This window comes from Salinarimonas ramus, from assembly GCF_014645695.1.
GTDB lineage: Bacteria > Pseudomonadota > Alphaproteobacteria > Rhizobiales > Beijerinckiaceae > Salinarimonas > Salinarimonas ramus.
This window is the reverse complement of sequence record NZ_BMMF01000003.1, coordinates 338,278-361,505: the sequence shown is the minus strand read 5'-3', so window position 1 is coordinate 361,505 and position 23,228 is coordinate 338,278. Positions and strand designations below refer to the sequence as shown.

20 protein-coding genes are annotated in these 23,228 nt (G+C 68.7%); 12 read left to right on the top strand and 8 right to left on the bottom strand.

Translation table 11 applies throughout. The features are described 5' to 3' along the window. Positions 1–253 precede the first annotated feature (253 nt). Positions 254–853 carry a hypothetical protein gene (locus IEX89_RS06260; RefSeq protein WP_188910761.1) on the bottom strand — a complete coding sequence of 200 codons (600 nt, stop codon included), beginning with the start codon at positions 851–853 and terminating at the stop codon, positions 254–256. Beyond that, the gene (locus IEX89_RS06255; protein WP_188910759.1) at positions 850–1,797 is read right to left on the bottom strand and encodes a hypothetical protein; all 948 of its coding nucleotides are present in this window, start codon (positions 1,795–1,797) and stop codon (positions 850–852) included. The genes IEX89_RS06260 and IEX89_RS06255 overlap by 4 nt, the downstream gene beginning before the upstream one ends. A gap of 332 nt (positions 1,798–2,129) precedes the next feature. Here IEX89_RS06255 and IEX89_RS06250 point away from each other — a divergent pair, with 332 nt between their 5' ends. From IEX89_RS06250 to ftsH, 3 genes are all read left to right on the top strand, one after another. Further along, entirely contained in the window at positions 2,130–2,567 is a 438-nt protein-coding gene (locus tag IEX89_RS06250; protein WP_188910757.1) for an Hsp20 family protein, read from the top strand. 43 nt (positions 2,568–2,610) lie between these two features. Then, positions 2,611–2,871, top strand: a complete 261-nt coding sequence (locus IEX89_RS06245; RefSeq protein WP_188910754.1) for a BQ00720 family protein — start codon at positions 2,611–2,613, stop codon at positions 2,869–2,871. Positions 2,872–3,171: 300 nt separating this feature from the next. Then, the gene (ftsH, locus tag IEX89_RS06240; protein ID WP_188910752.1) at positions 3,172–5,097 is read left to right on the top strand and encodes an ATP-dependent zinc metalloprotease FtsH; all 1,926 of its coding nucleotides are present in this window, start codon (positions 3,172–3,174) and stop codon (positions 5,095–5,097) included. Between the two features lie 130 nt (positions 5,098–5,227). Here the strand turns inward: ftsH and IEX89_RS06235 are convergent, their stop codons facing one another. Further along, positions 5,228–5,485: a hypothetical protein gene (locus IEX89_RS06235; protein WP_188910744.1), complete on the bottom strand. Its 258-nt coding sequence runs from the start codon at positions 5,483–5,485 to the stop codon at positions 5,228–5,230. 288 nt (positions 5,486–5,773) lie between these two features. Here IEX89_RS06235 and IEX89_RS06230 point away from each other — a divergent pair, with 288 nt between their 5' ends. The 4 genes from IEX89_RS06230 to IEX89_RS06215 all read left to right on the top strand — a co-directional run bounded on the left by IEX89_RS06230 (position 5,774) and on the right by IEX89_RS06215 (position 10,202). Continuing rightward, positions 5,774–6,397: a hypothetical protein gene (locus IEX89_RS06230; protein WP_188910742.1), complete on the top strand. Its 624-nt coding sequence runs from the start codon at positions 5,774–5,776 to the stop codon at positions 6,395–6,397. Positions 6,398–6,677: 280 nt separating this feature from the next. Beyond that, positions 6,678–7,112: a universal stress protein gene (locus IEX89_RS06225; protein ID WP_188910740.1), complete on the top strand. Its 435-nt coding sequence runs from the start codon at positions 6,678–6,680 to the stop codon at positions 7,110–7,112. A gap of 45 nt (positions 7,113–7,157) precedes the next feature. After that, positions 7,158–8,813 (top strand): BCCT family transporter, encoded by a 1,656-nt coding sequence (locus IEX89_RS06220; RefSeq protein WP_188910738.1) that lies wholly within the window; start codon positions 7,158–7,160, stop codon positions 8,811–8,813. Positions 8,814–9,122: 309 nt separating this feature from the next. Next, positions 9,123–10,202, top strand: a complete 1,080-nt coding sequence (locus IEX89_RS06215; RefSeq protein ID WP_188910735.1) for a D-TA family PLP-dependent enzyme — start codon at positions 9,123–9,125, stop codon at positions 10,200–10,202. Here the strand turns inward: IEX89_RS06215 and IEX89_RS06210 are convergent, their stop codons facing one another. The 4 genes from IEX89_RS06210 to IEX89_RS06195 all read right to left on the bottom strand — a co-directional run bounded on the left by IEX89_RS06210 (position 10,203) and on the right by IEX89_RS06195 (position 13,581). Then, positions 10,203–11,390, bottom strand: a complete 1,188-nt coding sequence (locus IEX89_RS06210) for an MFS transporter (protein ID WP_188910734.1) — start codon at positions 11,388–11,390, stop codon at positions 10,203–10,205. It lies immediately after the preceding gene. Further along, positions 11,387–12,133 carry an NUDIX hydrolase gene (locus tag IEX89_RS06205; protein ID WP_244645112.1) on the bottom strand — a complete coding sequence of 249 codons (747 nt, stop codon included), beginning with the start codon at positions 12,131–12,133 and terminating at the stop codon, positions 11,387–11,389. The genes IEX89_RS06210 and IEX89_RS06205 overlap by 4 nt, the downstream gene beginning before the upstream one ends. A gap of 1 nt (position 12,134) precedes the next feature. After that, positions 12,135–12,557, bottom strand: coding sequence for a DUF983 domain-containing protein (locus IEX89_RS06200; RefSeq protein ID WP_188910732.1), 423 nt, complete (start codon positions 12,555–12,557; stop codon positions 12,135–12,137). Between the two features lie 88 nt (positions 12,558–12,645). Beyond that, complete coding sequence (locus tag IEX89_RS06195; protein ID WP_188910731.1) at positions 12,646–13,581, bottom strand: NAD(P)/FAD-dependent oxidoreductase; 936 nt, start codon at positions 13,579–13,581, stop codon at positions 12,646–12,648. Positions 13,582–13,823: 242 nt separating this feature from the next. Here IEX89_RS06195 and IEX89_RS06190 point away from each other — a divergent pair, with 242 nt between their 5' ends. The 4 genes from IEX89_RS06190 to IEX89_RS06175 all read left to right on the top strand — a co-directional run bounded on the left by IEX89_RS06190 (position 13,824) and on the right by IEX89_RS06175 (position 18,012). After that, positions 13,824–14,948, top strand: a complete 1,125-nt coding sequence (locus IEX89_RS06190) for an extracellular solute-binding protein (protein WP_188910729.1) — start codon at positions 13,824–13,826, stop codon at positions 14,946–14,948. Positions 14,949–15,129: 181 nt separating this feature from the next. After that, complete coding sequence (locus IEX89_RS06185) at positions 15,130–16,248, top strand: ABC transporter ATP-binding protein (protein WP_188910727.1); 1,119 nt, start codon at positions 15,130–15,132, stop codon at positions 16,246–16,248. Beyond that, positions 16,245–17,126 carry an ABC transporter permease gene (locus IEX89_RS06180; protein ID WP_188910725.1) on the top strand — a complete coding sequence of 294 codons (882 nt, stop codon included), beginning with the start codon at positions 16,245–16,247 and terminating at the stop codon, positions 17,124–17,126. Before IEX89_RS06185 ends, IEX89_RS06180 begins: the two co-directional genes overlap by 4 nt. 13 nt (positions 17,127–17,139) lie before the next feature. Then, positions 17,140–18,012, top strand: a complete 873-nt coding sequence (locus IEX89_RS06175; RefSeq protein WP_244645111.1) for an ABC transporter permease — start codon at positions 17,140–17,142, stop codon at positions 18,010–18,012. 243 nt (positions 18,013–18,255) lie between these two features. Here the strand turns inward: IEX89_RS06175 and IEX89_RS06170 are convergent, their stop codons facing one another. Next, positions 18,256–21,891, bottom strand: coding sequence for a hydantoinase B/oxoprolinase family protein (locus IEX89_RS06170; RefSeq protein ID WP_188910723.1), 3,636 nt, complete (start codon positions 21,889–21,891; stop codon positions 18,256–18,258). A gap of 232 nt (positions 21,892–22,123) precedes the next feature. On the opposite strand from IEX89_RS06170, the gene IEX89_RS06165 reads away from it, so the two are divergent. After that, positions 22,124–23,098 (top strand): TRAP transporter substrate-binding protein, encoded by a 975-nt coding sequence (locus tag IEX89_RS06165; protein ID WP_188910721.1) that lies wholly within the window; start codon positions 22,124–22,126, stop codon positions 23,096–23,098. The last annotated feature ends 130 nt before the right edge of the window (positions 23,099–23,228 follow it).

The window sequence follows — 23,228 nt, the reverse complement described above, 5'->3', positions numbered from 1 at the left end:
CAAGCCCACACTCAGCAGCGAACAGGTGCGCGCGGCCCGCTCTCTCCTGCGCTGGGAACAGAAGGACCTCGCCCGCGAATCGGGCGTCTCCCTCCCCTCGATCCGGCGCCTCGAGGTCCAGCCCGGCCCGCTGGCAGCCTACGACCGCACGATCGATGCGATCCGAGGGGCGTTCGAACGGGCGGGCGTGGAGTTCATCCCGGAGAATGGGGGTGGGGAGGGGGTTCGGTTCAGGGAGCGGCGTCGGCAGTCGTCAATGTGGTAGATCAATATTCTTGCCGTATCCGTCAGGATTGGTGATGCTCGATAGGTCCCGTTGCATTTGCTCGATATCTTCTTCCTCTTCCCGTTCAGCCTCGTTTCGTGCCGCCTGGGCGTTAAGATCAAGTAGTCCAAGAATTCCCCTCAATACGTTCGTGAATTGTGAAATCAATAGGAAGACTAAAGCAACTAGCACGCTATTTATGATTTGCGTCGTTAAAGTAACACCGTGAACGCTAAAGATCACAATTGTCTTGCAGCTACCTAAATCTGGGCATGATGAAAACGGTTTGAAGCCAATCACAATCAGGGCCGCAAGGAATGCGATAAAGAACAATCCTGAAAGAAACAGCATCTGCTCTCGTAGTGCATCATACAATACATTCACTCGTGCACTGGAGATACCGATACCCCTAATGGATGTGGCTGTGAGCATCATTGCAGGCAGAACAGCAGCCATCAGAAATCCAAAAAAACCGATTAACTCAGCACTGACTTGCGAGATGAAACTCGCAGGTGTCAGCCACCAAGCGAGTGCAGCTCCGAACCCAGCAAACATTACATGTCTACCGATTCGCAGTGCTCTTATCATGATATGAATCCGCCTCTTCGGAAATGACGATAAGCGTCCATCAGGGCAGATGCAGCTGAGTTTCTATCAAAGAGATCTCCTACTGTCTCGACTATTGCAGGGTAACTAATGCGTCTTATACGTCCTTTTCTTTCATTACCAAGATGCGATTTCAACGTAATGCCTTCGTCTGGGACCTCCCTTAATAGCTCTGATATATCAGCGCGCTGAACTTCTTGTCTGGAACGTCCTTGCTTGAAAACAACCTCAAGTTTAACGTCAAAGTCTATCCCTTGAAGTTGCAACCTATCAAGCACGGAATCTGTAAAGCAGGCGGCTCTCAGAACATCCCACGCGATCGCACCCGCAGTGATTGTAGATGGGCCAATCGAGCTAGTCTCCGTACTTTGCGTCCGTGGCACAACTCGGCTGCGTGGTCTGAAGACAACTTCACCAACCTCCGGCAGGCCTTCTACATCAATCTCTGGCAGAAAATGTACCTTAAGATCAGAACTTGATTGCCGTGTAATTGAACTCAAAAAATCTTCGACATACAGTTCCAGTTTCGGCTGCGAGAAATCTCGCGACAACGACAGAATGTGATCCTCAATGACCGTCGCGTATGCATAACCTTTGATAAGATCATGGCCATCCGGAGTGTTTGCATTGCTTAAACTAAACCGCTGACCGATCCGTCGGGTCTCAATCAATGGAATCTGGCTCCCGGGAGCGAACCGGACGAACTCTAGAAAAATACCTCTCGATAAAGGGTTGTAATCATTCAGCACAAGCGTCCCATAATCGCCAGCTGCGTTGGACGCGCGCAGAGAAGCGTCCTGCCCAAATTGAGTACCGGCAGATTGCCTCGCCAGGGACTGCCTGATCGCTTGCTCCAGGTTTACCGCATTCAGGCTTCCATCAACAAGTCTTGAACGCAGGTACGGAATTTGCACTTCTCTCGCCACAGCACAGCCCTCAGGATTTTTGATTGTATGAACGTCGCTCTTGAGGCCGCTATCGTCAAGCGGGGCTGTGGATGGTTAGGAACAATACAGGAACGAATGCGGTTGTCAAGTCCCTCGGCGCAGTCGGTGGTGCTGTTGAAGTCGGTTGCACCACTACCTTGCACGGCCATTCGGAAGTTCAAGTCGAACGGTTCCGGTCACTGGCTGGCGCGACCCGACCCCCCCCCCACCCCTCTCCCTTGACCCCCACCCCCGCACCCCCCATCTTCCACCCTGAGGGCCGCGCCTCGGCGGGTCCCCATCCAGAAGTGCCTCTCACAAGGGCTTCGTACATGTCGCGTCAGTCGCCGTTCGCTCATCCCTTCCTGCTCGGCTTCGACGAGATCGAGCAGGCGCTCGATCGCGTCGCGAAGGCGGCGGGGGACGGGTATCCGCCCTACAACATCGAGCGGCTGCCCCGCACGGCGCAGGAGCCGGAGAAGCTGCGGATCACGCTGGCGGTCGCGGGCTTCACCCGGGACCAGCTCGAGGTCACCCTCGAGGAGTGCCAGCTCGTCATCCGCGGCCGGCAGACGGACGACAAGACGCGTCACTTCCTTCATCGCGGCATCGCCGCCCGCCAGTTCCAGCGCTCCTTCCTCCTCGCCGACGGCATGGAGGTGGTCGGCGCCGACCTGACGAACGGCCTGCTCTCCATCGATCTCGTCCGCCCGGAGCCCGAGCGGGTGATCCGCAAGATCGACATCGCGCTGAAGGCCTCCAAGGGCTGATCACACGTCCCACACCGCACCGCTCGAGAGGAGGGCGCGAGACATGACCACGATCCTGTTCCCAGACACCATCCAGGCCCCCGAAGCCCTCGCCGCGCTCGGCGAAGGCGAGGTCGCCTACGTCCGGCCGATGACCTCCGAGGAGGTCCGCACGCTCTTCCCGCAAGCCCCCGCGCTGCAGCCCGGCCTCTCGCTCTACGCGCTCCTCTCCGCGAGCGGCGCGCCGATCCTGCTCACGGGCTCGCGCGAGGCGGCCTTCGCCAACGCCCGCGCCAACCAGCTTGACGCGGTGAGCGTGCACTGAGCCGTCGACGGGGGCGTCCACGGCGGCGCCTCGACGAGACGAGCTCGACCGGCCGGGGCACGCCCCCGGCCGTGCCGTTTCGGGCCTCGTCGAGGCCACGAGGGAAACGGTCCGTTCGCCAACGCGTCGGCGGCCTTCGCAATATTGCCGCAGGCGCGCCCCCGGGGCGCCGCTTCCACTTGGCACGACAGGCGCGCGCACCTAGATTGAAGCTTGCGAATGCCTCCTGCCGGGCGAGGTGATCGCGTGGCGCGTGCATGTTGCAGGCACGCTCCGAGGCCCGGCGACGAACGGACCGCGATGAACCCGAATTTCAGAAACTTCGCCCTGTGGGTCATCATCTTCCTGCTCGTGCTCGCGCTCGTGACGCTCTTCCAGTCGCCGGGGCAGCGGGTGCAGGGGCGCGAGATCGCCTACAGCCAGCTCTTGACCGCCGCCGAGCAGGGGCGCGTCTCCTCCGTCACCATCGCGGGCCGCGAGATTTCCGGCATCTACCAGGACGGCACGGCGTTCACGACCTACGCGCCGGAGGACGCGACGCTCGTCCCGGTGCTGCAGGACAACGGCGTGCAGATCAACGCCCGCCCGCCCCAGGACAACACGCCCTGGTTCATCGCGCTGCTCATCAACTGGCTGCCGATCCTGATCTTCATCGGCGCCTGGATCTTCCTGTCGCGCCAGATGCAGTCCGGCGCCGGCCGGGCCATGGGCTTCGGCAAGTCCAAGGCGAAGCTGCTGACGGAGGCGCACGGGCGCGTCACCTTCGACGACGTCGCGGGCATCGACGAGGCCAAGGAGGATCTCCAGGAGATCGTCGAGTTCCTGCGCGATCCCCAGAAGTTTCAGCGCCTCGGCGGGCGCATCCCCCGCGGCGTGCTGCTGGTGGGCCCTCCCGGCACCGGCAAGACGCTGACCGCGCGCGCCGTGGCCGGCGAGGCCAACGTGCCGTTCTTCACCATCTCGGGCTCCGACTTCGTCGAGATGTTCGTCGGCGTCGGCGCGTCTCGCGTGCGCGACATGTTCGAGCAGGCGAAGAAGAACTCACCCTGCATCATCTTCATCGACGAGATCGACGCGGTCGGTCGTCACCGCGGCGCGGGGCTCGGCGGCGGCAACGACGAGCGCGAGCAGACGCTGAACCAGCTCCTCGTGGAGATGGACGGCTTCGAGGCGAACGAAGGCGTCATCATCATCGCGGCGACGAACCGCCCCGACGTGCTCGATCCCGCGCTCCTGCGCCCGGGCCGCTTCGATCGGCAGATCGTCGTGCCGAACCCGGACGTGACGGGTCGCGAGAAGATCCTGAAGGTGCACGTGCGCAAGGTGCCGCTCGCGCCCGACGTCGACACCAAGGTGATCGCCCGCGGCACGCCCGGCTTCTCGGGCGCGGACCTCATGAACCTCGTCAACGAGGCGGCGCTGCTCGCGGCGCGCCGCGGCAAGCGCATCGTCACGATGAGCGAGTTCGAGGACGCCAAGGACAAGGTCATGATGGGCGCCGAGCGCCGCACCCTCGTCATGACCGACGACGAGAAGCGCCTGACCGCCTATCACGAGGCCGGCCACGCCATCGTCGCGCTCAACGTCCCGGCGACTGACCCGGTGCACAAGGCCACCATCATTCCCCGCGGCCGCGCGCTCGGCATGGTCATGCAGCTGCCGGAGCGGGACAAGCTGTCCATGTCCTTCGAGCAGATGACGTCGCGCCTCGCCATCATGATGGGCGGACGCGTGGCCGAGGAGATCGTCTTCGGCAAGGAGAAGGTGACGTCCGGCGCGCAGTCGGACATCGACCAGGCGACCCGTCTCGCCAAGATGATGGTCACCCGCTGGGGCCTCTCGGAGGAGATCGGCACCGTCGCCTACGGCGACAGCAACGACGACCCCTTCGTCGGCATGCAGATGGGCCGCCAGAGCCAGATCTCGGAGGCGACCGCCCAGAAGATCGACGCGGAGATCCGCCGCTTCGTGGAGGAGGGCCTCACCGAGGCGCGCCGCATCCTCACCGAGAAGCACGATCAGCTCGAGATCCTGGCCAAGGGGCTCCTCGAATACGAGACGCTCACCGGCCAGGAGATCCGCGACCTCATCGAGGGCAAGCGTCCGAGCCGGGACGCGACGGAGCCGCCGGCCCCGATCCGCGGCGTCACGGTCCCGGTCGCCGGCAAGCCCCGCCCGCCCCGCGACGAGCCCGGCACCGGCCTGGAGCCGCAGCCGCAGGGGTGAGCGCGCACGAGGGGCGAGCGCGACGCGATTGCACGGTCGATGATGGAAAACGCCCGCCGGAGGATCTCCGGCGGGCGTTTTCGTGCGTGAGTGGGAAAGCACATAGGCTGCAGCGCTCCCCGAGCCGCCTTCAGCGCAGGATCGTGCCGTCCGGGTCGGCGAGGCGCACGCGAAGGGCGGTGGCCTCGGCGCGGTGGAGGAGTGCGGCGATGCGGGCCGAGCGCGCCTCGGCGAGAGCCGTCTCGGCGTCTTCCGCGAGGCCCCAGGCGCGCCTGTCCAGATGGACGGTGAAGAGCGCGTCCGCGCGCGCCTCCGCCCACGCCGCCCGCGCGAGGGCGGCGTCGATGTCTCGAAGGAGACGCAGGATCGAGTCTGTATCGCCGGTCATGGGCTCGCGAATTATCACGCGGACCCACGCGCCGCGAGGGCAGAAAAGACACGGTCACGAGGTCTCGCGCAGCGCCGCGCGAGCAGCCGCGAGCAAGCCGTTCGGTAACATGCGTTAAACACAGCTCAGTCGAGTGCATGGGTACGTAAAGTAAACATGCATACGGATTCGGGCGGAGATCGCAATATGCCTTAAAATGGTCGATTTCCACGGAATACTTCACATCAATAGGAAGAATAGAGACATCCGAAGGGGCGTAAGCGGGTCACCGATCACGGAGAGGACCAGATGCCGACATCGGATATCGAAGAGCTCAACGCGTCCATGAGCGAGATCGTCCGCAGCGAGGTTGCGAAGCCCAATGGCGCGCTGCCCAACGGTCACGACGCGCATCCCGCCAACGGGCACGCGGCGAACGGGCACGCGGCGAACGGCCATCCGACCCCCTCCCAGGTCCAGGTGCCGCCTCCCCCCGCGGCGGCGGCGCCCCGCGAGCCCGTGCGGCTGCCCCGGCGCATCCCCGGCGGCTTCCGCGGCCTCACCGACGATCTCGACCGCCGCGCGCGGGACTGGCGTGCCATCGTGCGGCTGATGGAGCAGCAGCGTCCGCAGCTCGAGATGGCCGAGATCGAGCGCGATCGCCTCGCCGACGCGCTGGGCCGCGTCGTCATGGAGGTGCAGGAGAGCGGCAAGAGCCTCAAGACCATGCTCGACACGACCCGCTCCGGCGACGTCTCGGGCGATCTCGCCGCGCAGTTCACGCGCCAGGTCGGCGCGCTCGAGCAGCTCGAGGACGTCACCGAGAGCCTGATCGCGAACTTCATCCTGCTGCGATCGACCTGGGAGCAATACGCCCGCAGCGTCATCCAGGCCCAGGGCCTGCGCGACGAGCTCAAGCCGAGCGCGGGCTGAGCCGTGTCCGCGCGTCCGCGGGCGGACCGGACGCGCGGCCCATGAGCTTGTCGCCTACGAACATGATTTCGTCGAGAATCTTCATGATTTCCGCGCGTGTACGTGCGCGCGCGAGGCTATAACCACGCGTATCGAGCCCCTAGCCGAGAAACATCATTGTAGTGGCCCCGTATCTGCCGTAGATTCCTATCGGCAGGGGATGTCGCACATCGCCGGTTTTGCTGTCGCGCACCGCGCGCGGACCGACCATCGTGCGGCCACGAAGACGGGAAGGGGCCAGATGTATCGCAAGATCCTCACACCGGTCGATCTCGCCCATCGCGACCGGCTCTCGCGGGCGGTGGACACGGCGGTCGACCTCGCCGGCCATTGGGGCATCCCTCTGGTGCTCGTGGGCGTCACCGAGGCGGCGCCGAGTGCGGTAGCGCACAATCCCCAGGAATACAGGCAGAAGCTCGAGGCCTATGCCGGCGAGATCTCCGGCGCCCGCGGCGTCGCCGTCGAGGCGAAGGCCTATACCGCGCACGACCCCGCGACGCAGATCGACGACACGATCCTGAAGGCCGTGGAGGAGACCGGTGCCGACCTCGTCGTCATGGCCTCGCACGTGCCGGGGCTGGCCTCGCACGTGCCGGGCCTGGGCGACGCGCTCGTGCCCTCCCACGGCGGCCGGCTCGCGAGCCACGCGGCCGTGTCCGTGTTCCTTGTGCGCTGAGCGCGCGAGACCGCGCCAATCGAAGATCGACCAAGGGGGACGACGATGAACGACGACGCGACGCGCGCGCCGGATCCGTCCGGCATCGACGCCATTCCCGCGCCCGAGGGCGCGACGGCGCTGATCCAGACCGAGTACGAGATCGGCCAGGACAACATCGAGCTCAAGGTCGGGCCCTTCGGGCTCGACATCCACAACCCGGTCTTCCTGATCTCGGGGCTGACGATCGTCGCCTTCGTGATCCTCACGCTCGCCTTCCAGAACAGCGTCGAGCCCCTGTTCAACGGGCTGCGGGACTTCCTCACCGGCACGCTCGACTGGTTCTTCATCGGCGCGGCGAACGTGTTCGTGATCCTGTGCCTCGTTCTCGTCGTGAGCCCGCTCGGCAAGGTGCGGCTCGGCGGCAAGGAGGCGACGCCGGATTATTCCTATGCCGGCTGGTTCGCCATGCTCTTCGCCGCCGGCATGGGCATCGGGCTCATGTTCTACGGCGTGTCGGAGCCGATCTCGCACTATTCCACCGCCATCGGCGGTGTGAGCGTCGAGAACGGCGTGCGCACGGACTGGGCGCCGCTCGGCGCCGCCGCGGGCGACCAGGCCGAGGCGATCCGGCTCGGCATGGCGGCGACGATCTTCCACTGGGCGCTCCACCCCTGGGCGATCTACGCCATCGTGGCGCTGGCGCTCGCCCTGTTCTCCTACAACAAGGGCCTGCCGCTCACGATCCGCTCGATGTTCTACCCGATCTTCGGCGAGCGGGTCTGGGGCTGGACCGGGCACGTCATCGACGTGCTGGCCGTGTTCGCGACGCTCTTCGGGCTCGCGACCTCGCTCGGCTTCGGCGCGGAGCAGGCCAATGCCGGCCTGTCCTTCCTGTTCGGCCTGCCGGACAACGACGGCTCGAAGGTCGTGCTGATCCTCGCGATCACCGGTGTCGCGCTGCTCTCGGTCGTCGCGGGTCTCGACGCGGGCGTGAAGCGGCTCTCCGAGATCAACATGGCGCTCGCCGCGCTGCTGCTCGGCTTCGTCATCCTGGTGGGCCCGACCGTGCTCATCGCCACGGGCTTCTTCCAGAACCTGTGGGCCTATGTGGAATACCTCCCCGCGCTGTCGAACCCGATCGGGCGCGAGGACGCGAACTTCAGCCAAGGCTGGACGGCGTTCTACTGGGCCTGGTGGATCTCCTGGTCACCGTTCGTGGGCATGTTCATCGCCCGCGTCTCGCGGGGGCGCACGGTGCGCGAGTTCATCACCTGCGTGCTGATCATCCCCTCCCTCGTCTCCGTCCTGTGGATGACGGCCTTCGGCACGGCGGCCATCGAGCAGATCGTGACGCAAGGCGTCACCGCGGTGCAGGACGCGCCCCTCGAGCTCAAGCTCTTCGAGATGCTCCAGGGCCTGCCGCTCACCGCCATCACGTCCTTCGTCGGCATCGTGCTGGTGATCGTGTTCTTCGTGACGTCCTCGGATTCCGGCTCGCTCGTCATCGACACGATCACGGCCGGCGGCAAGGTCAACGCGCCGGTGTCCCAGCGCGTGTTCTGGGCGATCTTCGAGGGCCTCATCGCCATCGCGCTGCTGCTCGGCGGCGGGCTCGCGGCGCTGCAGGCCATGGCGGTCTCGACGGGCTTGCCGTTCACGATCGTGCTGCTCATCGGCTGCTTCGCGATCGTGAAGGGCCTGATGAGCGAGCCGCGCTGAGGGAGCGTCACCCTTCCTTCCCTGTAGGGGAAGGTGGCTCGGCGAAGCCGAGACGGATGGGGCGCGGCACGCGTTCGGCGAAGCCGAAAACCACCGCCCGCTCCATCCGCCCTTGCCCGTTTTCGGCTGCGCCGAACACGCTTTGCGGCGTGCCCCATCCGTCACGCCGCTCCGCGGCGCGCCACCTTCCCCTACAGGGAAGGAGAGGGGGCTCGCGCTCCGGCTCTCGTGCGAAATGGCCATTCGGGGCAGCGCGGGTGAGATCTCCGCCCGTGTGCTACGAAGGAGCTCCCCTCGCAGGAGAGCCCCATGACCAGCCTCGCCGCCCGCGTCGCGCGGGAGTTCGGATCGCCCGCCCTCGTCGTCGATCTCGACGTGGTGGAGCGCAACGTCGCGCGCCTGCAGGCGGCGTGCGACGGCGTCGGGGTCGCCAACCGCCCGCACGTCAAGACGCACAAGAGCCCCGTCCTCGCGCGCATTCAGGTCGATGCGGGGGCGAAGGGCATCACCTGCCAGAAGCTCGGCGAGGCGGAGGTGATGGCGCAGGCGGGCATCGACGACATTCTGATCAGCTACAACATCCTCGGCACCGACAAGGTCGGGCGGCTCGGCCGGCTTCTCGCCGGGACGCGGGTGAGCGTGTGCGCCGACAACGCCACCGTCGTCGCCGGCCTGCCGGAGGCCGGGGCGATCGCCGGGCGTCCGCTCGGCGTGCTGGTGGAGTGCGACACCGGACGGGAGCGCGCCGGCGTGACGACGCCCGAGGAGGCGGTGGCGCTCGCCCGCGACATCGCCGGGCGCGAGGGCCTCTCCTTCGAGGGGCTCCTGCTCTACGCACCGGAGGACCGGATCGCGCAGACGCAGGCCTTCCTCGACGAGATCCTGGCCGGCCTTCGGGCCTACGGCCTCGTCCCGCGCATCGTGTCGACCGGCGGCACGCCGAACCTGCGCAATCTCGGCCGCATCCGTGGCGCGACGGAGCACCGCTCCGGCACCTCGATCTTCAACGACCGGATGATGATGGCCTGCGGCGCGGCCGCCCTGGAGGATTGCGCGCTCCACGTGGTGGCCACGGTGGTGAGCCGGGCCGCTCCCGATCGCGGCATCCTCGATTCCGGCTCGAAGACGCTCACGAGCGACACCGGCGGCGGGCTCGACGGGTTCGGGCTCATCCGCGAGTACCCGCAGGCGCGCATCGCCCGCTTCGCGGAGGAGCACGGCTTCCTCGATCTCTCGTCCTCGCCCGAGAAGCCGGCGGTGGGCGAGGTGGTGCGCGTCGTGCCGAACCACGTCTGCGTCACCGTCAACATGCACGACTGCTACGTGGCGGTGCGCGGCGAGGAGATCGTCGGCGAGATCCCCGTCGCGGCGCGGGGGCGCCTCGCCTGATCAGCGGCGCGACGCGGCCATGCGCGAGACGACGACGCCGAGATAGGCCGCGAAGAGGAGCGCCGTCGCATAGGCGAAGCCGTGCGGGCGCAGGAGGTCTAGCCCGCCGCCGATGACGGGCGGGCCGACCATCATGCCGACATTGTAGAGAATGACGAAGGCCGCGTTCGCCGAGGCGAGGTCCGGCCCCGAGAAGCGCGCGCCCAGATGCGCGAGCCCCACCGTGTAGAGCGCGCCGACGACGCCGCCCCAGACGAAGAGCAGCGCGCCGAACAGGATGGGCGATCCCGCAAGCACGGGCATCGCGAGCGAGCCTGCGACGCCCACGAGCGCGGCGGCGAGGAGCACGAGGCGCCGGTCCATCCGGTCCGAGAGGAGGCCGATGGGGATCTGGAGCGCCACGTTGCCGAGCGCGACGAGGCTGACGAGGAAGGCCGCGCCTTCCGCGCTCATGCCCAGCGCCACGCCGTAGACGGGCAGGATCGCGAAGCCGCCGGTCTCCACCGCGCCGAAGACGAGGGCGGCGAGCGTGGCGACGGGCGCGACGAGGATCATCGAGACGACGGATCGCGCCGGCCCATGGCCGATCGCAGGCGAGAGGCCGCGGGCAAGGAGCAGCGGCAGTGCCGCGACGCAGATGAGCACCGCGCCGGCGACGTAGGGCGCCCAGCCGCTCGTGCCCACGACGGCCAGGACGGCGGGGCCGGCCGCGAAGCCGAGCGCCAGCACGGTGGCGTAGATGCCCATGACGAGCCCGCGCCGGCCGGGCGGCGCCACCGCGTTGATCCAGTATTCCGAGAGCACGAACAGGCAGCCCACCGCCGCGGAGAAGACGAAGCGCAGCGGGAACCAGGCGGCGAAGGAGAAGAACAGCTTGAAGGAGAGCATCGTCACGGCCGCGACGAGGACCGCGCCCCAGAGCAGGGTCGAGACGCCGAAGCGCGCGGCGAGCCGCGGGGCGAACGGCACGAACAGGACCGCCGCGAGCCCGGCGATCGCGGTGTTCGCGCCGATGCCGATCCCCGACACGCCCATCCGCTCCATCTCGAGCGAGAGCAGCGGGATCGACAGCGACAACCCGACGCCGACGGCGCTGATGCAGCCGATGGCGGCGGCGATCGAGGCCACCTGCTGCCGATCCAGGCCCGTACCGGGCCGGTCCTTCTCGGGGAGCGCGGTGTCGCTCATACCTCCTCGCGAACGAAGGCGCCGCGGACCATGTGGTAGTAGGGCACGGGCAGCATCGGCGAGAAGCCGGCCGCGACCCGCGCCGCGAGCTCGTCGAGCACCACCGTCGTGATCGTCGGCAGGTCGAGGCTGCGCGCCTCCTCGAGCGACACCCAGCGCAGCTCCACGAGCTCCGACGCCTCGCCGACGATCCCCTCCACCTCGTGGCAGATCGCCTCGCGATCGACGGCGAAGAAGCGCGTGTCGAAGCGCTTGGGGCGTCGCGGGGGCGTGATGGCGCGGGCGATGAACTGCAGCACGTCGAGCTCGGGATAGACGCCCTCACGCACGAAATCGGCCCACGGCCCGTCGATCTCGATGTCGGGCGCGCCGTAATCCTTGGAGCCGAGCATCATCCCGGTCTCCTCCCAGGTCTCGCGGATCGCGGCGAGCGCCAGCGCGCGGTTCTTGGCGGAGGAGGGACGCGTCACGCGCGCGGACAGGGCGGCGTCGGCGCGGTCGTCGAGCATGCCGGCGGCGACCATGCGCCGGTCGCCGGGCTCGATGCGCCCGCCGGGGAAGACGTACTTGCCCGGCATGAACTTGTGGCCGTGGTGGCGCTTGCCCATGAGCAGGCGCGGCACCGCGCCCGAGCGGTCGATCACGATCAGCGTCGCGGCGTCGCGCGGGCGCTGGTTCGCCCATTTCTGCTCGCGCTCGGTCTTCGTCAGGCGCTCCGCGAGCGCCGCCCCGGTCTCGTCCACCTCAGCCCGTCCTTTGCGCGTCGCTGGTCTCGCCGGCGCCGAAGCCGTGCATGCCGAGCGCATATTGCAGGCCGACGACGGCCCCCTTCACCGGCTGCATCAAGGCGAGCGTCATCGCCAGCGTCAAGGCCGGCCAGATCGAGAGCGTGAGCCAGAGCGGCCAGTCGAGATTGGTCTCGGTCAGCAGGATGCCGTAGCCGACGATGTGGCCGACGATGAAGATCGTGACGTAGGGCGGCAGGTCGTCGGCGCGGTGGTGATGCAGCTCCTGGCCGCAGGCCTCGCACGCGTCCGCCACCTTGAGAAATCCGCGGAAGGCGCGACCCTCGCCGCAGGCCGGGCAGCGGCAGGCGAGGCCGCGGCGAATGCCGAGCGGCCAGGAGACGCGCCGGTCGGGCGTCGTCTCGTGCGTCGTCGCTGCCATGCATTCCTCCTTCGCCGCCTCTTGGCAGCCTCTTGGCCGCGGGCCCTGTTTCGACGAGATCGCGCGTGGGCGCAAGCGCGGCCGCGCGTCAGGAGGCGCGACCTTCCGCGCGCCGCAGCCTGTTGTGCACGTCGGTGGCGGCGATCTCGCCCTGGGCCATGGCGACGCCGAGCTGGTTCAAGCCGGTGACGACGTCGCCCACGGCCCACACGCCGTCCGCCGCCGTGCGCTGATGCGGATCGGCGGGGATGCGCCCGTCGTCTGCGAGCGGGATGCCGAGATCGCGGGCGAGCTCCGAATGCGGGCGCATGCCCATGGCGGAATAGAGCGCGTCGACGCGGATCCTCTCGCCGTCCTCGAGCGTGAGCACGACGCCGCTCTCGTCGACGTCCCGGCGTATGTCCGAGACGGGCGTCTCGACGAGGCGGATGCCTGCCGCTTCCATGCGCGCGTGCCCGTCCGCGCCGCAGGCCAGCTTCACGCCGTTCGTCAGCGCGACGATGTGCGGCGTGTAGCTGCGCAGGAACAGCGCCTCGCCCAGGCAATGCGTGCCGCGGCCGATGACGGCGAGGCTCTTGTCGATCATCTCGTAGGCGTCGCAGATGGGACAATGGCGCACCAGGCCCGCCTTCACCGCCTCGAACGCGTCGGCGATGGGCGGCTCGATGTCCGATACGCCGGTGGCGAGGACGAGCGTGCGGGCGCGGGTGATTGCGCCGGAGGCGCGCGTCAGGCGGAACGCGCCGTCCTCCTCGCGCACGACCGTCTCGACGCGATCCTGGATCGGCTGCGCGCCGTAGCCCGCGAGCTGCTCGCGTAGCCGGCTCAGGAGTTCATCGCCCGTGACGCCGCCGGGAAAGGCGGGATGATTGCGCGAGCGCGGGATCCAGCGCGCGCGGGAATCCGCGCCGTCGAGGATCGCGACGTTCCGGCGGAAGCGCGCGAGGTAGATCGCGGCCGTGAGCCCGCCGATGCCGCCGCCGACGATGGCGCAGTCGAGCATGGTCTCGGCGAGGTTCGCCATGGTCTTCTCGTCTCCGGTCCACGAGAGCGAAAGGTCGTCGCAGCCCTGCGCCCGCGACGATGCCCTGCGGCAACGCGCCGGTGTGGGAGAACGTTCGTGCGTGCCCTTCCGGAATGGGCCGTGCGACGCAAAAGTGCACGCGTTTTCGTGGAAACGGTCATTGGGCTGTTGCAAATGAAGCTTAGCCGGTTTCCTCTCTCCGGGACCCGTCCGGGTCCAAACCCTTTCGGGAGGCAACCACCATGACCTTCGCATCCACCCGCCTGACCCGGCGCACGCTGCTCACCGGCGCCGCCGCAATGGGCGTCGCCGCGCCCTTCGTGTCGCGCCGTGCCTTCGCGCAGACCCCCACCGTCAACATCTTCGCCTGGGCGGGCTACGTCACCGACGAGATGCTCGCCAAGTTCCAGGCGGACACGGGCATCACGCCGGTCTTCACGCCCTACGGCACCAACGACGAGCTCCTCAACCAGATGCGCGCCTCCAACGGCGCGGGCTTCGACGTGATCTGGCCGACGGTCGATCGCGTGCCGAACTACGTCGAGTTCGGGCTCGTCCAGCCCATCGACGAGAACAAGGTCGAGTGGGACCGCGTCATCGCCTCCGCCGTGTCCGGCTCGGAGAACATGGGCGCCGTCGTCGGCGGCAACCGCTACCAGGTCCCGTCCGACTGGGGCACCGAGGCGCTCTCCTTCGATCGCGACCAGGCGCCGCTCGAATACGGCTCGGCCTCCTACGGCGACATCTGGAAGCCGGAGATGGAAGGCAAGGCGACCGTGCGCGGCCATTCCGGCCTCGTCGGCATCGGCCTGTGGCTCGAGGGCGAGGGCCGGCTGCCGCGCCCGATGCGCGAGGCCTTCGCCTCCGAGGAGGCGATGACGGAGGTCTACGACGTCATCCTGGCCGAGGCGATCGCGCGCAAGGGCAACATCATCCAGTTCTGGTCGAACGAGAACGAGGCTCAGGGCGCGTTCCGCGTCAACGGCGCGGCCATCGGCCAGACCTGGGACTCGACCGCCGCCGGCCTCGCCCGCGAGGGCCTGCCGATCGGCTACATCGCCCCGAAGGAAGGCGCACTCGCCTGGATGGAGGGGCTCTCCATCCCCTCGCAGGCCGCCAACGTCGACGAGGCCTACGCCTTCATCAACTGGATGCTGACGCCGGAGGCCGGCGCCATGTACTCGAACGCCACCTCGATCAACTCGACCGCGGTGGGCGCCGACGCGCTGCTCTCGGACGAGGCGAAGGCCTTCTTCGCCGCCGCCTATCCGGGTGACGCGCTCGACAAGCTGTGGTGGTGGCCGATCCAGGAGAGCTGGTTCGTCGCCAAGCGCAACGAGTACCAGGACCGCTTCCTGTCGGCGTGATCGCATCGCCTTCCCTGCAGGGGAAGGTGTCGCCGGCGTGAGCCGGTGACGTGAGGGGCACGCCGAAAGGCGTGCACCGCGAAGCCCAAGCCGGGGTGGGGCGCCCGACGCACCCCACCCCCAGCTCGCTCGTGCGAGCAGCCGCGCGCTCGCGCAGCGTGAAGAGCCCGAGAGACCAACGATGTCCCATTCCGTCGCGCTCGAGCGCGTCACCATGGCCTTCGGCGAGACGCGGGCCGTCGACGACGTCTCCTTCACGGTCGAGCCGGGGGAGTTCTTCTCGATCCTCGGCCCGTCGGGCTGCGGCAAGACGACGATCCTGCGCATGGTCGCGGGCTTCCTCGCGCCCAGCGCGGGCCGCGTCCTCATCGGCGAGCGCGACATGGCGGGGCTCGGCCCCAACCAGCGCCCCACCGCGATGATCTTCCAGTCGCTCGCGCTCTTCCCCCTGATGCCGGTGTGGGAGAACATCGCCTTCGGGCTCGAGGCGCGCGGCGTCTCGAAGGAAAAGCGCCGGCGGCGCGCGGAGGAACTCCTCGATCTCATCGCGCTCTCGGGCTACGGCGAGCGCAAGATCTCCGAGCTCTCCGGCGGCCAGAAGCAGCGCGTCGCCATCGCCCGGGCGCTCGCGGTCGAGCCGCAGGTGCTGCTCCTCGACGAGCCGCTCTCGGCGCTCGATCTCAAGCTGCGCCAGCACATGCGCGCGGAGCTGCGCACGATCCAGAAGCGCACCGGCGTCACCTTCCTCTACATCACCCACGACCAGTCGGAGGCGCTCGCCATGTCCGACCGCGTGGCGGTGATGAGCGCGGGCGTCCTCCAGCAGGTGGCGGCGCCGCGCACGCTCTACGACGAGCCGGCGACGCCGTTCGTCGCGACCTTCGTGGGCGAGACGAACGCCGTTCCCGGCCGCGTCGTCGCCATCGAGAACGGCGAGGCGGCGCTCGACACGGCGCACGGGCGCTTCACCGCGCGCGCCGGCGCCGGGCTCGCCGCGGGCGCGGAGGCGACGCTCTACGTGCGCCCCGAGGCGCTGACCCTCGCGCGCCAGGGCGCGACCGCAGGGGAGGGCGCCGGCCCCAACGTCCTCGCCGCCCGCGCCGAGCGGCTGGATTTCGAGGGCGCCTTCGGCCTCCTCCACGGCGCCACCGCCGACGGCGCGCGCCTCCTCGCCGCTCTGCCCTCGACGACGCTCGGCGGCGCGCCGGCGCCGGGGGCCGAGATCGCCTTCTCCTTCTCGACCCGCGACGCCATCGCGCTGCCGGGGCATGCGCAGGCGCGGCCGGAGGAGGAGCCATGAGCGCGCTCACGGGCCGCTTCGGGCCCGGCCTCGCGGGGCTGTTCCTCGTCCTCGTCGGGTTCTGGCTCGCGGGCCTCGTGCTCGCGCCCAACCTGATGATGATCGACTTCGCGCTGCGCCCCAACCTGCTCCCGGCGGACGTCGGCGGCCCGCTCGACACCTATTCCCTGGACAACCTCGCCTATCTCGCGGGCGAGCCGGTGCACCGGGAGATCTTCCTCAAGACCGTGTGGGCGAGCGCGCTCGTGACGATCGCGACCTTCGTCGTGTGCTATCCCCTGGCCTTCTGGCTGGCGCAGACCGCGAGCCCCTCGGCCGCCTCCCTGGTGGTGCTCGCCCTCGTCATCCCCTTCTGGATCAACGAGGTCCTGCGCACGCTCGCCTGGTACATCCTCCTCGCCTTCCGCGGGCCGCTCAACGCCTTCCTGATGAACCTCGGCATCCTCGACGAGCCCATGCGCTGGTACGGCGACGGCGGCGTCCTCGCCGGCATGGTCTACGCCTACATCCTGTTCATGCTCTTCCCGATCTACAATTCGATCGAGAGCCTGGAGAAGGCGCAGATCGAGGCGGCGCGGGACCTCGGCGCCGCGACCTGGCGCATTCATCTGCGCATCGTCATCCCGCACGCGAAGGCCGGCATCGCCACGGGCTGCGTCTTCACCTTCATGCTGGCGGCGGGCAGCTACGTGGCGCCGGCCCTGCTCGGCGCGCCGGGCAGCCGCTGGTTCACGCAGATCATCTACAATTGGTTCTTCGAGGGCGGGGACTGGAACCGCGGCGCGGCCTACGCGCTCGTGCTCCTCGTGCTCTGCCTCGCGGTGGTGCTGATCACGCTGCGCGTCTTCCGCGTCTCGCTCACGGACGTCGCGAAATGAGGGGGATCGCCCGATGACGAGCGCCGTCGCTCTCCCGCCCTCGCCGGCGATGCCCGCCCGCACCCCGCTCGCCTCCCGCGCCGCGGCGGCGATCCCCAAGATCCTGTTCTGGATCTACGTCCTCGCGTTCTTCGTCTACCTGTTCGCGCCCCTCGTCGTGATGAGCGCGGCCGCGTTCAACACCTCGCGCTTCCCCACCGTGACGCCCTGGCTCGGGACGACGACGGACTGGTTCGCGCAGATGGTGGACGACGCCGCCATGTGGCGCGCTTTGTGGACGTCGGCGATCGTCGCGCTCGGCGTCGTCGCCATCGCGGTGCCGGTGGGCACGGCGGCGGCGCTCGTGCTCACGAGCCTGCACGCGCGGGCGAAGTCGGTGCTCTACGCGCTGATGGTCTCGCCGCTGCTCACGCCGGGCGTCGTCATCGGCATCGCGACGCTGGTGCTCTGGCGCCAGATCGGGGTCGGCGGCGGGCTCCTGCTCATCGTGCTCGCCCAGGCGAGCTTCATCTCGGCCTACGTCATGCTGATGGTGGCCGCGCGCCTGCAGCGCTTCGACCGTACGCTGGAGGAGGCGGCGCTGGGGCTCGGGGCCTCGAAGCTCATGGTGTTTCGCCGCGTGCTGCTGCCCTTCCTCAAGCCCGCGCTCCTCGCCGCGGCGCTGCTGGCCACGCTCCAGAGCATCGAGAACTACAACACGACGCTTTTCGTGCGCGGCTTCGAGACGCCGCTCACCGTCTACATCGCCACCAAGGTCCGCACCGGCCTCACCCCCGCGGTGAACGCGCTGGCGCTGGTGATGATCGCCATCACGATCGCGGGCGCGCTGGCGTGGGAGATCGCGAGGCGTCTGGAGGCGCGCAGGTCGGCGGCGTCGTCGAGCTGATCGAATACGCTGGTCGAGTACACGGGCGAGCGGCACAGCCGCCCTCCCCACCCTCCGCTCTTCGAGCTCCGTCCTCCCCTGCGGGGAGGTGGCGGCCGGCGCCCCGCATCGGCCATTTCCACCGATGCACCGACGCTCGCCCTATCGCCTCCTCCCCGCAGGGGAGGACGACGACCCGAGGGTCGGAGGGTGGGGAGGGGGCGGGACGCTTGCAGGATTGCGAAACGTCCGCCCAGACGGACATTACTCCGCCTTTCCGTACCCCCCACCCGTCGGCGTGATCACCGTCACCGCCTCGCCGGCATGGAGCACCGTCTGATCGCTCCCCGCGAGCTCCTCCATCGTCCCGTCGAGGCGCCGCACGCACGTACGTCCGAGCTCGCCCGGCTCGCCGCCGGCGACGCCGAAGGGGCGGACCTTGCGGTGGGAGGCGAGGATCGCGCAATCCATCCGCTCGCGGAAGCGGATCGTGCGCGCCGTGCCGTCGCCCGCCGACCAGCGGCCCTTGCCGCCCGAGCCCGCGCGGATGTGGAAGTCCTCCAGCACGACGGGGAAGCGCGTCTCCAGGATCTCGGGATCGGTGAGCCGCGAGTTCGTCATGTGCGTGTGCACGCCCGACGCCCCGTTCCAGCCGGGGCCGGCGGGGGCGCCCGAGCAGATCGTCTCGTAGTACTGGTAGGTGTCGTTGCCGAAGGTGAGGTTGTTCATCGTGCCCTGCGAGGAGCCCATGGCCTCGAGCGCGCCGAACAGGCAGTTCGTCACCGCCTGGCTCACCTCGACGTTCCCCGCCACGACGGCGGCGGGATAACGCGGCGAGAGCATCGAGCCGTCGGGGACGACGATCTCGATGGGCCGCAGGCAGCCCGCATTCATGGGGATCGCGTCGTCGACCATCACCCGGAAGACGTAGAGCACGGCCGCGCGGGTCACGGGCGCGGGCGCGTTGAAATTGTCGGGCTGCTGCGGCGAGGTGCCGGAGAAGTCGACCCGCGCCGTGCGCCGCGTGCGATCCACCGTGATGGTGACGCGGATCGCGCAGCCCTGGTCCATCGGATAGTCGAAGGAGCAGTCCTTCAGGCGGTCGAGCAGGCGGCGCACGCTCTCCGCCGCGTTGTCCTGGACGTGGCCCATATACGCCTCGACGACGTCGAGCCCGAACGAGGCGACCATCTTCTCGAGCTCGGCGACGCCCTTCTCGTTGGCCGCGATCTGCGCCTTCAGGTCGTTGACGTTCTGGACGACGTTGCGCACCGGATAGCGGGCGCCCTCGAGCATCGCCACGAGCTCGGCCTCGCGGAAGCGGCCGCGATCGACGAGCTTGAAATTGTCGATGTAGACGCCCTCCTCCTCGATATGCGTCGCGCGCGGCGACATCGAGCCCGGCGCCACGCCGCCGACGTCGGCGTGGTGGCCGCGCGAGGCGACCCAGAACAGGATCGTCTTCTTGTCGTCGGCGAAGACCGGCGTGCACACCGTGATGTCGGGCAGGTGCGTGCCGCCGTTGTAGGGGGCGTTGAGCGCGAAGACGTCGCCGGGATGGATCTCCGGATTGTGCCGGATCACCGTCTCCACGGAGCGGTCCATGGACCCGAGATGCACCGGCATGTGCGGCGCGTTGGCGACGAGGTTTCCTTGCGCGTCGAACACCGCGCAGGAGAAGTCGAGCCGCTCCTTGATGTTGACGGAATACGCCGTGTTCTGGAGCGTCACGCCCATCTGCTCGGCGATGGACATGAACAGGTTGTTGAAGATCTCCAGCATCACCGGATCCGCCTGCGTGCCCACCGCGTGGCGCGCGGCCATGGCCTTCACGCGGGCGAGGACGAGGTGGTCCTTGGCGGTGAGCCGGGCCTCCCAGCCGTCCTCGACGACGATGGTCTGGTTGGGCTCGATGATCACGGCGGGCCCGGCGATGCGGTGGCCGGGATGGATCGCGTCGCGCAGGTAGACGCGCGCGTCGTGCCAGCCCTTGGAGAAGAAGCGCGTGGTACGCTCGGCTTCCGGCGTGCCCTCCACCGTGTCGAGGCCCTCCGCCTCGGCGAACTGGGCGCCGCCGCCCACCGCCTCGATCTCGACGGCCTCGACGACGAGCGCCTTGCCCTCGTCGACGAAGCCGAAGCGGCGCTTGTGCTGCGCCTCGAAATCCGCGCGCATCGCCTGCGCCGAGGCCGGCGCGATGGGGGCCGCGAGGGCCTCGCCCGCGAGCGTCGCGGCATCGACCTGGAGCGGCGTGTCCGTGCCGGCATAGCGCACGTGCGCGCGCACCACGACCTCGATGTCGTCGTGGCGCACGCCCTGGCCTGTGAGCTCCTCGACCGCTTCGTCGACGAGACGCGTCGCGGCGACGGCGAGCGCCTGCGGCGCGTCGGCATCGAGGGCGGCGTCCACCGCGCTCTGGCGCGTGGCGCGGATGTCGGCGAGCCCCATGCCGTAGGCCGAGAGCAGGCCCGACAGCGGATGGACGATGACGGTCTTCATCCCGAGCGCGTCCGCGACGAGGCAGGCGTGCTGGCCGCCGGCGCCGCCGAAGCAGTTGAGCGCGTAGCGCGTCACGTCGTAGCCGCGCTGGACCGAGATCTTCTTGATCGCCTCCGCCATGGAGGCGACGGCGATCTCGAGGAAGCCGTCGGCGACCTCCTCGGGCGCGCGCCCGTCGCCGATCTCGTCGGCCAGCGCCGAGAAGGCCTCGCGCACGGCGTCCGCGTCGAGGGGCTCGTCGCCGTTCGGGCCGAATATGTGCGGGAAATAGTCCGGCAGGAGCTTGCCCACCATGACGTTCGCGTCGGTCACGGCGAGCGGGCCGCCGCGGCGATAGCAGGTCGGGCCGGGATGGGCGCCGGCGGAATCGGGCCCGACGCGGTAGCGCGTGCCGTCCCATTTGAGCTTCGAGCCTCCGCCCGCCGCGACCGTGTGGATCAGCATCATCGGCGCGCGCATGCGCACGCCCGCGACCTCGGTCTCGAAGGCGCGCTCGTAGGTGCCGTCGAAATGGGCCACGTCGGTCGACGTGCCGCCCATGTCGAAGCCGATCACCTTGTCGAAGCCGGCCGCGCGGCCGGTCTCGGCGAGGCCGACCACGCCGCCTGCGGGGCCCGACAGGATCGCGTCCTTGCCCTGGAACAGCTCGGCCGCGGTGAGCCCGCCCGAGGACATCATGAACATGAGGCGCGCGCCGGTGCGATCGACGTCGAGCTCGTCGGAGACCTGCGCCACGTAGCGGCGCAGGATCGGCGAGAGATAGGCGTCGACGACGGTGGTGTCGCCGCGCCCCACGAGCTTCACGAGCGGCGAGACCTCGTGGGAGACGGACACCTGGGGAAAGTCCATCTCGCGGGCGATCGCGGCGACGCGGCTTTCGTGGTCGGGATGCTTGTAGGCGTGCATGAAGACGATGGCGAGGGCCTGCCAGCCGGCTTCCTTCGCCGCCTCCAGCGCCGCGCGGGCCGCCGCCTCGTCGAGGGGACGCTCCACCGTGCCGTCGGCGAGGATGCGCTCGTCGATCTCGACGACGTCGTCGTAGAGCTCGTCGGGCTTGACGATGGCCTTGGCGAAGATGTCCGCGCGCGCCTGGTAGCCGATGCGCAGCGCGTCGCGGAAGCCCTTGGTGGTGACGAGCAGCGTGCGCTCGCCCTTGCGCTCGAGCAGCGCGTTCGTGGCGACCGTGGTGCCCATGCGCACCTCGCCGATGGTGCGCTCCGGGATCGGCTCGCCGCGGGCGAGGCCGAGATGGTCGCGGATGCCCTGGACGGCGGCGTCGCGATAGGCGTCGGAATTCTCCGAGAGGAGCTTGCGGGCGTGCAGGCGCCCGTCGGGGTCGCGCGCGATCACGTCGGTGAACGTGCCGCCGCGATCGATCCAGAAGTCCCACCTGCCGCTCATCGTCGCCTCCTCACGCTGGCCGCGCGCGACACCGCCGGGCGCGCCCGTGTCGTTCCCTGAAGGTCATCATCGCCGACATCGACAAAACGTCAACATTTTTTCGATGAGATGACGCAAGGATATTGACATGGTGTGCGCTGCAGATCACCCTTGCATCATGCGCATGATAAAGAGGGATGCGCTGGGAAGCCGCCCGGCCTCTCGCGGCCGGGGGCGAGAAGGGAGCGACATCATGAACATCTTCGCACGCGTCGTCGCGGGCGTCGGGCTGTCGGCCGTCCTGGCCGGCGCGGCCTCGGCCCAGAGCTGGGACATGCCCACCCCCTATCCGGACGCGACGTTCCATACCGTCAACATCGCGCAATTCGCCGACGAGGTCCGCGAGGCCACCGGCGGTGCGCTCGACATCACGGTGCATTCCGCCGGCTCGCTGATCAAGCATCCCGAGATCAAGCGCACCGTGCGCTCGGGCGTGGTCCCGATCGGCGAGGTGCTGATCTCGTTGCATGCCAACGAGAATCCCATTTACGGCCTCGATTCCGTGCCCTTCCTCGCCACGTCCTACGAGGACGCGCGCCGCCTCTACGAGGCCCAGCGCCCGGCGCTCGAGGAGGCGCTCTCCGAGGAGGGGCTGACGCTGCTCTTCTCCGTGCCGTGGCCGCCCCAGGGCATCTATGCCGGCCAGGAGATCGACTCGATCGAGGCGCTTCGCGGCCTGCGCTTCCGCACCTACAATCCCGGCACGGCGCGCATCGCCGAGCTCTCCGGCGCGACGCCGGTCCAGGTCGAGGTGGCGGACCTGCCCACCGCCTTCGCCACGGGGCGCGTGGAGGCGACGATCACCTCGCCCTCCACCGGCGTGAACTCGAAGTTCTGGGACTTCGTCTCGCATTACCACGACACCCAGGCCTGGCTGCCGCGCAACATGGTGGTGGTGAACACCGCCGCCTTCGAGGCGCTCGAGCCCGGCGTGCGCGCGGCCCTGCTCGAGGCCGCAGCGGCGGCGGAGGCCCGCGGCTGGGAGATGTCGCAGGCCGACACCGAGGCGGCGACGAAGACGCTCGCCGACAACGGTATCGCCATCGTCGTGCCCTCCGAGGGCCTCTCGACCGGCTTCCAGGAGATCGGCGCACAGATCGCCGACGAATGGGCCGCCAGCGCCGGCGAGGCGGGCACGGCCGTGCTCGAGGCCTACCGCGCGAACTGAGTCCGCGCCGAAACCTTCCCTTAGGGGAGGTGGGCCGCGTCGGCGGATCGGTTGGGGGCGAGTCCGTCGCGACTTGCCGCTCGCCCCCACCCGTCTCGCTCCGCTCGCCGACCGCCCCGTGGGGCGGTGC

Coding starts and splice junctions, on each gene's coding strand:
- IEX89_RS06230 (WP_188910742.1), top strand. CDS start 5,774: ATGCCGACATCGGATATCGAAGAGCTCAACGCGTCCATGAGCGAGATC.
- IEX89_RS06250 (WP_188910757.1), top strand. CDS start 2,130: ATGTCGCGTCAGTCGCCGTTCGCTCATCCCTTCCTGCTCGGCTTCGAC.
- ftsH (WP_188910752.1), top strand. CDS start 3,172: ATGAACCCGAATTTCAGAAACTTCGCCCTGTGGGTCATCATCTTCCTG.
- IEX89_RS06220 (WP_188910738.1), top strand. CDS start 7,158: ATGAACGACGACGCGACGCGCGCGCCGGATCCGTCCGGCATCGACGCC.
- IEX89_RS06165 (WP_188910721.1), top strand. CDS start 22,124: ATGAACATCTTCGCACGCGTCGTCGCGGGCGTCGGGCTGTCGGCCGTC.
- IEX89_RS06225 (WP_188910740.1), top strand. CDS start 6,678: ATGTATCGCAAGATCCTCACACCGGTCGATCTCGCCCATCGCGACCGG.
- IEX89_RS06190 (WP_188910729.1), top strand. CDS start 13,824: ATGACCTTCGCATCCACCCGCCTGACCCGGCGCACGCTGCTCACCGGC.
- IEX89_RS06245 (WP_188910754.1), top strand. CDS start 2,611: ATGACCACGATCCTGTTCCCAGACACCATCCAGGCCCCCGAAGCCCTC.
- IEX89_RS06195 (WP_188910731.1), bottom strand. CDS start 13,581: ATGGCGAACCTCGCCGAGACCATGCTCGACTGCGCCATCGTCGGCGGC.
- IEX89_RS06175 (WP_244645111.1), top strand. CDS start 17,140: ATGACGAGCGCCGTCGCTCTCCCGCCCTCGCCGGCGATGCCCGCCCGC.
- IEX89_RS06185 (WP_188910727.1), top strand. CDS start 15,130: ATGTCCCATTCCGTCGCGCTCGAGCGCGTCACCATGGCCTTCGGCGAG.
- IEX89_RS06210 (WP_188910734.1), bottom strand. CDS start 11,390: ATGAGCGACACCGCGCTCCCCGAGAAGGACCGGCCCGGTACGGGCCTG.
- IEX89_RS06200 (WP_188910732.1), bottom strand. CDS start 12,557: ATGGCAGCGACGACGCACGAGACGACGCCCGACCGGCGCGTCTCCTGG.
- IEX89_RS06260 (WP_188910761.1), bottom strand. CDS start 853: ATGATAAGAGCACTGCGAATCGGTAGACATGTAATGTTTGCTGGGTTC.
- IEX89_RS06180 (WP_188910725.1), top strand. CDS start 16,245: ATGAGCGCGCTCACGGGCCGCTTCGGGCCCGGCCTCGCGGGGCTGTTC.
- IEX89_RS06215 (WP_188910735.1), top strand. CDS start 9,123: ATGACCAGCCTCGCCGCCCGCGTCGCGCGGGAGTTCGGATCGCCCGCC.
- IEX89_RS06235 (WP_188910744.1), bottom strand. CDS start 5,485: ATGACCGGCGATACAGACTCGATCCTGCGTCTCCTTCGAGACATCGAC.
- IEX89_RS06170 (WP_188910723.1), bottom strand. CDS start 21,891: ATGAGCGGCAGGTGGGACTTCTGGATCGATCGCGGCGGCACGTTCACC.